Raw genomic sequence first — 11,708 nt, 5'->3', positions numbered from 1 at the left:
GAGAATCTGCTCATCTTTCGGCAAGGTGATTTGCCAGCGTTGAATAGTAACGGCTATAGAATAGTAAACTCAGCTAATTTTGCACTTTCTTTAATGATATCTTCTTCAACTTCTACTTCAAATAATTCGCGTTTAATATCCATTATTTTAATCTCTTTTACTGGATAACTCTTACGCTCATCATGGGTTGGCATATCTTTTACTTTTTCATACATTGCCGTTAAAGCTGGGTAAGTAGCCGCTATATCAATGGGTTTTGAAAGTTGTAATGTTTCTAATAATACCGTTAAACGAATAGCAGCTTCCGATACATTGCATTGCTTTTGTGCGGTCGCTTTAGCGATAAAGCGAATACTTTCAACAATGTTATTGTTTCTATCTTCAATTTTTTGCTGTTTTGTTAATTCTTGTTGCTGCTCAAGTTTCAAAGCCTGTACTTTTTGCATTTTTAATTTATTGAGCAACATGCCAGCATAAAAAGCCAGAGCAAGTACAATCACAACCGCTAAGGTTGCTAATATCATCATCATGTCCATGTAGGGTTTCGCCTATCTAAATTCATCTAAAGCTGAGCTTGCATCTTCAAATTGCTGTAATAAGTCTTCTTCGCCTTGATCATCAATCCAACCTAATTTCTTCATTAGTTCTTGATGGCGCTTCATCTGTTTATCAACCCAAATTTGGTCTTCTTTTGATAAAGTTTGATCCGTTTCCATTTGCTCTAATAAATCATTTAAGCGTTCATTGTTTTCAAGTTCCGAAAGTTCTTTTTCAGGTGACAACTTAGGAACTTCTGGAGCTTGTTGTACCGCGCTTTTAATGACTTTCGCTTTGGGTTGTAATTGAACCTTTGGCTTAACAGTTTCTTGGGCTTGATCATTGCTTGTTAAGGCAATCGGTTTTTTGCTGCCAATACGTTTGTCGTTATTGGCTTGTCGTTGATTTTGTTGCGCGCTTTGCTTTGATTCAACGGCATTACGGTTACCCGCTTTATTACCTTTTAATTTATCTTTGCGTTTTTTATCGCGTGATGCCTGGGCTTGTGATGACGTTTCTTTTCTGCTGCCATCAAATTTAGGTTCAGAGCTACCTGCGCTACGGCTTTTTTTAGTACGAGACATGTTTAGTTACCTTTTTATATCGATCATAATGTATGGCTACGGATAGCGTTTTTCAACATCAATGATAGCGGTGTGATTAGCACCAAAATGGGGGATGTTAGTGTTGCGCAGAATAACAGGTTTATAAAACTTAAAAAAGCATATAAAAAAAGGCATATCTTTAGAGATATGCCTTTTTAGCGATTTAATCAGAAATGATTAATGTAACGCAGAAATATATTCAGATAATAATTCGATATCAGCGTCGCTTAACTTAGCTGAGATATCTTTCATCATACCATTAGGTGCATTATGACGAAGATTACTACGGAATTTTTCAAGTTGAGACTTTAAGTAAGCTGGATGTTGCCCTGAAATTTTAGGGAATTTAGCAAGCTCTAAACCATTACCTCTAGGACCGTGACAAGCAGTACATCCTGGGATGCCGCGATCTAAATCACCACCCATGTAAAACTTCTTCGCTGCTTCTGCCACTTCTGGAGAAACGGTTTCAGGCGTCATTGTTTGAGAAGCAAAATAGGCTGCTAAATCTTCCATATCCTGTTCTGAAAGTCCCGCTACCATACCCGCCATGATAGGATCTTGACGATCACCACTTTTAAACTCTTGTAATTGTTTTACAAGATAAGAGGCATGTTGTCCTGCTATTTTCGGATATAGATTTGATGGACTATTACCGTCAGCGCCGTGACAAGCTACACACGTCGTTGATTTAGTTTTCCCTGCTTCTATATCGCCTTGTGCTTGAGCTACATTAATAAAACTCAATACTGCGATGACTGCTACTAATAATTTATTCATAACTATCCAATCTAATTCTTAAAGTTGTTATTTTAGGCGTGCTACAATGTGCGCAAATAAAGCTTGTGTAGTTTACACAAGTTTTCAGTAAAGTAACAATTTTGCTACACAAACATATGAGGCATATCGTGGAATTTCCAAAAATACATTTTCAAAAGGCACATTTTTTAATTAGTGCACCTGATATTCGCCATTTAGATAAGCATTTACCGGTGGAAAGTGGTATCGAGGTCGCGTTTGCTGGTCGTTCTAATGCAGGTAAATCTAGTGCATTAAATCGCCTTACTCGTCAAAAAAGTTTAGCAAGAACAAGTAAAACACCTGGTCGTACGCAATTAATCAACGTATTTGAAATCGAAGAAGGCAAAAGACTGATTGATTTACCGGGTTATGGTTTTGCAAAAGTACCGTTAGCAATGAAGCTAAAATGGCAAAAATCGTTGGGTGAGTACTTGCAAGAAAGAGAGTCACTAAAAGGATTAGTGGTATTGATGGATATCCGCCACCCTTTCAAAGATTTAGATCAACAGTTAATATTTTGGGCTATTGATGCCAATATTCCGGTGTTAGCGTTGCTCACTAAAGCAGATAAATTAAAACAGGGCGCGCGTAAAACCACGTTGTTAAAAATGCGTGAAGAAGCAGAAAACTTTGAAGGTGATGTACAGGTTGAATTGTTCTCATCTTTGAAAGGGTTAGGTGTTGATGTATTAGAGCGTAAAATAGCGCAATGGTATGGTGAACATGATTTACTAACGGCAGCAGCGGAAGAAAATGAAGTAAATACCGAGCTTGATGCAGAACAGCCAATGACTATAGCTGAGTAAAACTTGATATAGCCGAGTAAAGCCGAAAACTGCCGAAAGATTAACTTCGGCAGTTTTTATGTTATTTATCGGCGTTTTTATATAGCGCTAAACGACTAAGAATTCATACATGCTCGATAAGGTATTCTCATCACAAAGTGCGCGCCGGGCGACGAGGGTATGTATTCAATCTCACCTTTAAACAATTGAGTCACAATATTATAAACAATATGAGTGCCTAAACCACTTCCTCCGGATCCTTTCTTAGTGGTTACAAAAGGGTCAAAAATACGTTCACTCATGTCTTCTGGAATGCCTCTACCCGTATCTCGATAATCGATTACAAGCGTTGTTCCTTGCAATTCAATATCAATAAAAATCTGACGTTCTGCATCCCATTGCTGAAACCCATGGATTAGAGAGTTAATGATTAAATTGGAATAAATCTGCACAAAGCTTCCGGGGAAACTATAAATAGCAAGATTCTCAGGGCAGTTGATGGTGATGGTGGTTTGGCTTTGTTTTATTTTATACTTTAACGAGGTAACGACCTGCTCAATATTTTCTTTTAATTTAAAGGTATAACAAGCCTCTGAAGATTGATCCACAGCAACTTGTTTAAAACTATTAATCAAATCCGCAGCACGCTTTAAATTACTGTGTAATAACCGACCCGATTCTGAAAAACGCTCGATCAAACCGTGTAAATAAAGGTCTGAAAGTTGACCATCTTCGAGTTTGTTTTTTAAACCAGCAATCTCTTCCTTTAGCGCTGTTGCTGTGGTGACGCTAACCCCAATTGGGGTATTAATTTCATGGGTGACACCGGCAACCAAACTACCTAAAGAAGCCATTTTTTCAGATTCTACTAAGGTCTGTCGAGTTCGTTTCAGTTGTTCAACGGTTTGGATCATTTGACTATTACTGGCGGTTAAAGCCGCTGTTCGTTTAGTGACCTTTTCTTCAAGCTGGTCATTAAGTAACAACATCTCTTGCTCTACTTGTTTTTGTGGGGTGATATCGTGGCCAAATCCAATCAAATATTTAATATCCATGCCTTCATAAAAAGCGGAAAAGGTCCATAACAGTGTATTAACTTCTCCCATCTGATCGTGCATCTCAATTTCAATGCCCTGTAACGGTTCGTTCTCTGCGAGTTTGTCTAGTAACTCTTGTTTACGGCTTTCTGATACAAAAATATCTAACCAATTCTTTTGATTTAATTCTTCCTGTGAATAGCCCGTCAGAATAACAGCAGCAGGGTTTATAGTGGATATTTTAAAGTTAGCATCTAGACAACAAATAATAGTACTCGATGAGTTGATGATGGTGGCAGAGAAGTCTCGTTCTTGCTGCAGTTCTTTAATTGCTATTTCTTTGTCAGTGAGTTCCGCCACAATACGTTTTTTCATTTTATTAAGTAAATAAACAAGTTCATCTAGTTCATCACTTTTTGACGACATATAACGGTCACGTCCATCTAACCTTAAATCTCTATTACTTGCGCTGAGTTTAATGTTACGAGTATAAACAGCGATTTTATTAATATGGCGGATAACCATGTAATAGATAATCATTAAGATACAAATGGATACCACCATGGTTTTAATGGTTTGCCCAACTAGGATCAGTAACGATTTTTCGATTAAATTATCGTAAACTTGGTCTAAAGAAGCAGCTACAAACAAGGTTCCAACGAGTTGTCCTTGATGTATTAGCTCAAACTTTTTACTAATATCGTAATGCTCTTGGCTAGTGCCCTGATGTGAAATCGCTACTTCGGTATTACCAACGACTTCCTGTACTTTTATGTATTGTATATAAGGCAAGTTCATAATGCCTTTACTCTGAATATCTATTTGTTCTTTATCAAAATTCCATAAGCTAACCGCGAGCGGCTGAATAAAACTTGATTTGACCTGTTCAATACTCTCTTCTATTTTTTCTCTATCTTGTTGATAGTCTAATAATAATTGCAACAAGGTAATAATAATGGCTAAGGCGCTACTACAAATTAAAATATAAGAAAGTAGACGTATCGATAAGCTGCTTTTTATTTTAAGAGGAGGTTGCTCTGCGATAGAAGTTATTTTATTTAGAGGCATTAATGTCAATCCATTACTTAAATGTATGTCGATAAATCGACGATATTAGCTATATCTTTATCGCCATCTGGCAGTGTCTACGTACTGTGAGTGGTTCAATTTACTGTTGAGGGTAAAAAAATATCAGTGAGTCTGAATTCAATACCTTGAATTTTATCATTTGCAACCGCATATTATCAGTTCCTTCTCAGATAAGATGAATGCTATGACTATAACAAAAGACTCGAGCTTAACAAAAACCGATGGCCTTCCTTTTTTCAGTCAGTTGAAGATTGATGAAATCGAACCCACTGTCAAACAAACGATTGCAGATAATAAAGCATTAATCGAACAAAAGTTAGCAGAATTAGATACTTATACTTGGGACAATTTTGTAGCAGTATTAGATGAAGCAGATGATCATCTTGGTAAGCTATGGTCACCAGTGTCACATATGAATGCAGTGGTTAGTAATGACGAATTACGTGCTGCACATGATGCATGTATCGGCCTATTTTCAGAGTACGGTACCTTTGTGGGTCAACACCAAGGTTTGTACGAAGCGTACCTAAGCATAGCTGAAAGTGCGGAGTTTGCTGAATTAAAAGATGAACAGAAAAAAGTCATTGAAAATGAACTGCGAGATTTCAAATTAGCAGGTATTGCATTAAGTGATGATAAAAAACAACGTTACGGTGAAATTAAGCAACAACTATCACAATTACAATCTTCTTTTAGTAACAATGTAATGGATGCAACGATTGCCTGGAGCAAGTTAGTTACTGATGAAGAGATATTAGCAGGCCTACCTAAAACGGCGATAGCAGCAGCAAAACAAGCCGCACAAGAAAAAGAGTTAGAAGGGTATTTATTTACACTCGACTTCCCAAGCTATTTAGCGGTGATGTCATACGCAGAAAATCGTGAATTGCGTAAAGAAGTGTATACCGCTTTCGCTACACGCGCATCGGACCAAGGGCCTAATGCCAATGAATTTGATAATAGTGATAATATTGAACAGATATTAGCGCTCCGCCATGAACTGGCTCAATTGTTAGATTTTAATGATTTTGGCGAATACAGCTTAGCGACAAAAATGGCTGAAAAACCAACACAAGTGATCAACTTCTTAACAGAGTTAGCAGATAAGTCGATACTGCAAGCAAAACAAGAACGTGATCAAGTACTTGCTTTCGCAAAAGAAAAAGATGGCTTAGATAACTTAGCATCATGGGATTTAAGTTATTATGCTGAATTATTAAAGCAACAACGCTACAACATATCCGATGAACAATTACGTCCTTACTTCCCTGAGAGTAAAGTCGTGTCTGGGTTATTTGATGTTGTACATCGCCTGTTTGATTTAAATATCAAAGAGTTTAAAGATGTTGATACTTGGCATAAAGATGCGCGTTTCTTTAAAATATTTAATCGTCAAAAAGAGCATATTGGTAGTTTCTACTTAGATTTATACGCGCGTGCGCACAAGCGTGGCGGTGCTTGGATGCAAGATTGCCGTGGGCGTCGTCGTAAAGTGGATGGTAGTTTGCAATTACCCGTTGCTTATTTAACGTGTAACTTTAATAAACCGGTGGGCGATCAAGAAGCTTTGTTTACACATAATGAAGTTGTGACCTTATTCCATGAGTTTGGCCATGGTCTTCATCATATGCTAACTAAAGTTGAATCATCGGGTGTCTCAGGTATCAGCGGTGTACCGTGGGATGCGGTAGAGCTGCCAAGTCAATTCTTGGAAAACTGGTGTTGGGAACCTGAAGCATTAGCATTAATTTCTGGCCATGTTGATACGGGTGATACATTACCTGCTGATCTATTGAAAAAAATGTTAGAAGCAAAAAATTACAACAGTGCACTACAAATGGTACGCCAGCTTGAGTTTTCATTGTTTGATTTCATTTTGCATCATGATTATAAAGTCGATCAAAAAGGTCAAGTTGAAAAAGTATTAGCAGAGGTACGCGCTAAAGTCGCTGTGATAGAAACGCCTGAATTTAATCGTTTCCAACATAGCTTTAGCCATATTTTTGCGGGTGGTTATGCCGCAGGCTATTACAGTTATAAATGGGCAGAAGTCTTGTCTGCAGATGCCTTTTCTCGTTTTGAAGAAACAGGTATTTTCAATGCAGAAACGGGACGCTCGTTTTTAACTAATATCCTTGAAAAAGGAGGGAGTGAAGCGCCAATGACATTGTTTAAAGCCTTTATGGGCCGAGAACCTTCGATTGATGCATTATTACGCCACTCTGGCATTAAATAAACGCACTAAAATTAAATAGCTTAAGCTACTTAATTTAAATATTAAAAAAGGCTTGAAGTGGAATACTTCAAGCCTTTTTATTGTGTCACATGAACTGTTTTAACAAATGGTAAATACTAGTGTGTAAATTCGTTTACCTAAACTCTACTACCACTCAATCCCTGCTTGTGCTTTTACGCCATCTTTAAATGCATGCTTTTCAGCTAAAATCAGGCTATAAGTATCAACAGCATCTATTAATTCTTGTTTTGGACCACGACCTGTTAATACTACGTTCATATTTTTAGGACGATTTTTTAGTGCATCTAAAGTTGGTTGAATTTCAAGATATTCATACTTAAACATATAAGTAATTTCATCTAATATAACTAAATTATATTGTTCATCAGCCATTAGTTCAGCGGCTTTATCCCAGGCTTTTTTAGCACTATCGATATCTTTTTGTCTGTTTTGAGTTTCCCACGTGAAACCGTCACCCATAGTGAACCAATCCACATTGTCATGGCTATTGAAAAACTTCTCTTCACCGGTGGACATTGCACCTTTTAAAAATTGTACAACCGCAACTTTATGACCATGGCCTAATGAACGCGCTAACATACCAAAAGCAGAGCTACTTTTACCTTTACCAGGACCAGCTAACAGGATACTCACACCACGCTCTTCCTGTGCTGCTGCAATTTTTTGATCTTGTTTTTCTTTTACCGCTTTCATTTTTTTTAAATGCTTTTCTTCTGAAATTTTATCAGCAGCCATGTTTTTTCCTTATTGTTACTAAATAGGTGATGAACATAGGCCTGAATGATTCAGGTCTATGGATGGATTAATATACCCGTTATCATTCAATATGCAAAAATCAGCAAGACGAGAGGTGAACCGGTGCTAGGCATAAAGGCTAAAACGCCGTTGTAGTTATTATTTGAATTTATTTTGGTCGAATCGACTAAAAACTTGATTCAACTATTGTAATCTACAATGTTTTCAATAAATAATGAAGTAAATACACACCTCAGGCAGGTCGATTTCGAATCTCACTAGAAGCCATTTTTTTAATAAGGGCATAATGAAAAAATTATTTATCTCAATACTTGCACTGTTTTGTATCTTATTAGTTAGTACCTATTTTGTTGGTGAAATGGTGCAAACTGAATTTGAGAAGCAGGTGATACAGTCACAAAACAAACAAGCACAAGTGCAGTTGATTAGTTATGAAAAATCATTATTAACAGCACATGCGAAAATTGAAATCAGGATCCCAGTTGAAGGGCAGGGTGTGCAATATATCGTGATTGATTCTGATATTCGTCATTACCCGTATAAAGCGATAGCAAATAGTAAAATTAAGTTATTAGATTCGCACCAAGCTCAAAAATTAACACAATACTTCAAAACTGATCAGTGGTTATACTCGACTGAAGAGCTCAACTTATTAGGCCATGTCACGGGAAAAGTAACATTAGTTGCAGGGGCATTTAGTAATCAACTTGAAAGTTTAAATACCGCACCGTTATTCTTTAACTATCAATATGATTTAAAAGACGATTCTGGTTCCTTCGATATTGATTGGGCTGGATTTAGCGGCGCTATTTATGATGAAAAGTTTGCCACGGATAATATCGCGGTATCAGCGACTTTTTCACAAGTAAAAAACAGCGATTTATTTAACTACCAATACCAGGCTCACCTTGGCCAATTTCATTTCCAGCGAGAAGAGCAACAGTTACAGCTTAAATCGGTACGTTTAGAGGGGCAAAGTGAAATAGGTCAACAGCAACAAACGGTTAATACAGTAAGTGACTGGCGGATAAAGGAGCTTAAAAACGGTACGGAAGTCTTTACTGATAATCATATTAAACTATTGTTATCAGGGCTTAATGTGGCAGCGCTACAAGACTTAAAATCGAGCTTAGAAAGACCGCACCTAATTAAGCAGAAATTGGGACATGTTTTGAGCTTAGGAGGTCAAGTTACTTTACAGACACTACGTTCAAATACGCCTTGGGGTGAGCTAAATGCTGACCTTGACCTTAATATTCAGCGTGGTAAAGGCCTCGCCGAAGTAATGGATAACCCATGGGCTTTAATCGATTACAGCAACGGTGAATTAAATGTGAGTTTACCGGAAAAGCTAGCCGAACAACCCAATGTTGGCGGATTTATACAAATGGGAATGGCTAGTGGTATCTTAAAACAACAGGATCAGCAGTTAACGTTAACATCGAGTTTAGATAGAGGTGAGCTGAAGGTAAATGGGCAAGTTGTGCCAATGTAAAAATTAATGGTACTCAACTAAAGTTTACAAAGCGAGTGGCATGTCACTCGCTTTTTATTTATTCACGCTTTGAGTAAAAACTAACGCAAATAAGGATTACTGACTTTTTCTCTGCCAATGGTTGTGGTTGGACCATGACCAGGAAATACTACTGTTTCTTCAGGTAACGTTAGTAACTTTTGTTTAATGCCAGTGATCAATTGTCCATGGTTGCCACGCGGAAAATCAGTACGGCCAATCGAGCCATTAAATAAAATATCGCCGACAATAATTTGTTTGCTCTGCGCATCAAATAAAGCAACATGGCCAGGTGTATGTCCAGGGACATGCAAAACGTCGAGCTTGATATTACCGACTTCAATCACATCACCTTCTTCTAACCACTGTGTTGGTAAAAAACTGCTGGTGTTAGGGAAAGAGAACATCTTACTTTGTTCTTCAAGCGTCTCTAACCAGAAAGTATCTTCTTTTTCTGGGCCGATAACAGGTACATTCAAACGCTGCATTAATGGCTCGGTACCGCCCACGTGATCTAAGTGACCATGGGTTAAAATGATTTTATCAACGGTGACATTATTATTCTTAACCGCAGCAAGAATACGCTCCACTTCACCACCGGGATCGACGATGGCTGCTTTTTTTGTTGTTTCACAAATCACCAAACTACAATTCTGTTGGTAAGGTGTAACGGGAATAACAACTATTTTCATTTTCTAATCCTTAATAATGCAAAAGGCAACACTCGGTTGCCTTTTTATCAAACTCATTAACGGAGTTTATTTTAAACTTGTGCTAAATGCTGTTTCTTCACTTCAACAGCTTTAGCAAGATGGATATGGTTCATCACATGCACTAATGCTTTTGCAGAAGATTCGATAATATCTGTTGATAAACCAATACCATGGAACTTTTGCTCTTTATAAGAAGCAACAATATCCACTTGCCCTAATGCATCTTTACCCTTACCTTTACTGCTTATTTTGTAAGAGTCCATATTAATGTCTAATCCAGACATACGCATTAAACATTGATAAGTTGCATCAATAGGGCCATTACCTGTTGCCGCTTCGACCACACGCTTATCGTCACCGATTTGCATCACAACAGTGGCCGTTGCTACCAAACCAGAGCCAGATTGTACGTTGATACTAGATAGTTTGTAATACTCTGGCTCATTATCGATTTGGTTAAAGAACATTAACGCTTCTAAATCGTAGTCAAACACTTGTCCTTTTTTATCGGCTAACGCTAAAAAGCTAGTGTATAACTCTTCTAAATCATAATCTGTATCGCGGTAACCTAACTCTTGCATGCGGTGTTGAATAACGTGGCGGCCAGAGCGAGAGGTTAAGTTTAATTTATTAGTTAAAATGCCCACGCTTTCAGGAGTAATAATTTCATAAGTATTCTGTGCTTTTAACACGCCATCTTGGTGGATACCAGAAGAATGAGAAAAGGCATTGGCCCCTACAATTGCTTTATTAGATTGAATCGGCATATTACAAATTTGGCTAACTAATTGGCTAGTGCGTGCAATTTCTACCGGGTTGATATTGGTTGAGTAGCCCATTTTAGCTTTACGTGTATGTAAAATCATCGCCACTTCTTCCAATGAACAGTTACCAGCACGCTCACCGATACCATTCATTGTACACTCAATTTGGCGCGCGCCATTTTCGACAGCAGTGATTGAGTTAGCAACCGACATACCTAAGTCATCGTGACAATGTACAGAAATAACCGCTTGATCAATGTTAGGCACGCGGTCGAATAATGTTTTAATAATACCACCAAACTCACTTGGGTAAGTGTAACCGACGGTATCTGGAATATTAATGGTGCTTGCACCTGCTTTAATCGCCTCTTCAACCATACGGCATAAGTTATCAATTGGTGTACGGCCTGCATCTTCACAGGAGAACTCAACGTCATCGGTAAAGTTACGTGCATACTTAACGGCTTTCACGGCCATCTCTAATACATCATCAAATGAACGCTTTAATTTACTTTCTACATGGATAGTAGAGGTTGAGATAAAGGTGTGAATACGGAAAGCATCAGCAACTTTTAATGCCTGTGCTGCGGCATCAATATCTTTAGGCAGTGCACGAGAAAGGGCACAGACGCGACTATTTTTAATCTCTTTAGCGATGGTTTGAACAGATTCAAAATCACCCGGTGATGAAATAGGAAAACCTACCTCCATGATATCCACCCCTAAACGCTCAAGCGCAAAGGCAATCTGAAGTTTTTCTTTTACTGTAAGGCTTGCACTTAGCGCCTGTTCACCATCGCGTAAAGTGGTATCGAAAATAATTACTTGCTCAGACATAGAAATCCCTCTTA

The 11,708-nt window shown here is 37.9% G+C and carries 10 protein-coding genes; 3 read left to right on the top strand and 7 right to left on the bottom strand.

The genetic code is table 11. From position 1 onward, the window contains the following. Nucleotides 1–53: 53 nt before the first annotated feature. From H5084_RS00870 to H5084_RS00860, 3 genes are all read right to left on the bottom strand, one after another. The gene (locus tag H5084_RS00870) at nucleotides 54–536 is read right to left on the bottom strand and encodes a DUF2489 domain-containing protein (protein WP_182689247.1); all 483 of its coding nucleotides are present in this window, start codon (nucleotides 534–536) and stop codon (nucleotides 54–56) included. 12 nt (nucleotides 537–548) lie between these two features. Next, nucleotides 549–1,121 (bottom strand): Der GTPase-activating protein YihI, encoded by a 573-nt coding sequence (yihI, locus tag H5084_RS00865; protein WP_028868932.1) that lies wholly within the window; start codon nucleotides 1,119–1,121, stop codon nucleotides 549–551. 198 nt (nucleotides 1,122–1,319) lie between these two features. Next, nucleotides 1,320–1,922 carry a cytochrome c4 gene (locus H5084_RS00860; protein ID WP_028868931.1) on the bottom strand — a complete coding sequence of 201 codons (603 nt, stop codon included), beginning with the start codon at nucleotides 1,920–1,922 and terminating at the stop codon, nucleotides 1,320–1,322. A 116-nt stretch (nucleotides 1,923–2,038) separates the two neighbouring features. Between H5084_RS00860 and yihA the strand changes: the two genes are divergently transcribed. After that, nucleotides 2,039–2,749: a ribosome biogenesis GTP-binding protein YihA/YsxC gene (gene yihA / locus H5084_RS00855; protein ID WP_182689300.1), complete on the top strand. Its 711-nt coding sequence runs from the start codon at nucleotides 2,039–2,041 to the stop codon at nucleotides 2,747–2,749. Nucleotides 2,750–2,844: 95 nt separating this feature from the next. On the opposite strand, the gene H5084_RS00850 is transcribed toward yihA, so the two are convergent. Beyond that, nucleotides 2,845–4,833 carry an ATP-binding protein gene (locus H5084_RS00850; protein ID WP_182689246.1) on the bottom strand — a complete coding sequence of 663 codons (1,989 nt, stop codon included), beginning with the start codon at nucleotides 4,831–4,833 and terminating at the stop codon, nucleotides 2,845–2,847. A 205-nt stretch (nucleotides 4,834–5,038) separates the two neighbouring features. Between H5084_RS00850 and prlC the strand changes: the two genes are divergently transcribed. Then, entirely contained in the window at nucleotides 5,039–7,090 is a 2,052-nt protein-coding gene (gene prlC / locus H5084_RS00845) for an oligopeptidase A (RefSeq protein WP_051369146.1), read from the top strand. 147 nt (nucleotides 7,091–7,237) lie between these two features. On the opposite strand, the gene cobO is transcribed toward prlC, so the two are convergent. Further along, nucleotides 7,238–7,846, bottom strand: coding sequence for a cob(I)yrinic acid a,c-diamide adenosyltransferase (cobO, locus tag H5084_RS00840; protein ID WP_037071722.1), 609 nt, complete (start codon nucleotides 7,844–7,846; stop codon nucleotides 7,238–7,240). Nucleotides 7,847–8,153: 307 nt separating this feature from the next. On the opposite strand from cobO, the gene H5084_RS00835 reads away from it, so the two are divergent. Continuing rightward, the gene (locus H5084_RS00835; RefSeq protein ID WP_182689245.1) at nucleotides 8,154–9,362 is read left to right on the top strand and encodes a DUF945 family protein; all 1,209 of its coding nucleotides are present in this window, start codon (nucleotides 8,154–8,156) and stop codon (nucleotides 9,360–9,362) included. 80 nt (nucleotides 9,363–9,442) lie between these two features. Here H5084_RS00835 and H5084_RS00830 read toward each other — a convergent pair whose 3' ends face one another. Both H5084_RS00830 and leuA read right to left on the bottom strand, forming a co-directional pair. After that, complete coding sequence (locus tag H5084_RS00830) at nucleotides 9,443–10,072, bottom strand: MBL fold metallo-hydrolase (protein ID WP_028868925.1); 630 nt, start codon at nucleotides 10,070–10,072, stop codon at nucleotides 9,443–9,445. A 71-nt stretch (nucleotides 10,073–10,143) separates the two neighbouring features. After that, nucleotides 10,144–11,694, bottom strand: a complete 1,551-nt coding sequence (gene leuA / locus H5084_RS00825) for a 2-isopropylmalate synthase (protein WP_028868924.1) — start codon at nucleotides 11,692–11,694, stop codon at nucleotides 10,144–10,146. Nucleotides 11,695–11,708 lie beyond the last annotated feature (14 nt).

The sequence above is a fragment of the Psychromonas sp. SR45-3 genome (assembly GCF_014163575.1).
GTDB classification, from domain to species: Bacteria; Pseudomonadota; Gammaproteobacteria; order Enterobacterales; family Psychromonadaceae; genus Psychromonas; species Psychromonas arctica.
This window is presented reverse-complemented; position numbering and strand designations above follow the sequence as displayed.

What these genes read in the sequence shown, in the direction of transcription:
- H5084_RS00870 (WP_182689247.1), bottom strand. Translation starts at nt 536, where the DNA reads ATGGACATGATGATGATATTAGCAACCTTAGCGGTTGTGATTGTACTT.
- yihI (WP_028868932.1), bottom strand. Translation starts at nt 1,121, where the DNA reads ATGTCTCGTACTAAAAAAAGCCGTAGCGCAGGTAGCTCTGAACCTAAA.
- H5084_RS00860 (WP_028868931.1), bottom strand. Translation starts at nt 1,922, where the DNA reads ATGAATAAATTATTAGTAGCAGTCATCGCAGTATTGAGTTTTATTAAT.
- yihA (WP_182689300.1), top strand. Translation starts at nt 2,039, where the DNA reads ATGAGGCATATCGTGGAATTTCCAAAAATACATTTTCAAAAGGCACAT.
- H5084_RS00850 (WP_182689246.1), bottom strand. Translation starts at nt 4,833, where the DNA reads ATGCCTCTAAATAAAATAACTTCTATCGCAGAGCAACCTCCTCTTAAA.
- prlC (WP_051369146.1), top strand. Translation starts at nt 5,039, where the DNA reads ATGACTATAACAAAAGACTCGAGCTTAACAAAAACCGATGGCCTTCCT.
- cobO (WP_037071722.1), bottom strand. Translation starts at nt 7,846, where the DNA reads ATGGCTGCTGATAAAATTTCAGAAGAAAAGCATTTAAAAAAAATGAAA.
- H5084_RS00835 (WP_182689245.1), top strand. Translation starts at nt 8,154, where the DNA reads ATGAAAAAATTATTTATCTCAATACTTGCACTGTTTTGTATCTTATTA.
- H5084_RS00830 (WP_028868925.1), bottom strand. Translation starts at nt 10,072, where the DNA reads ATGAAAATAGTTGTTATTCCCGTTACACCTTACCAACAGAATTGTAGT.
- leuA (WP_028868924.1), bottom strand. Translation starts at nt 11,694, where the DNA reads ATGTCTGAGCAAGTAATTATTTTCGATACCACTTTACGCGATGGTGAA.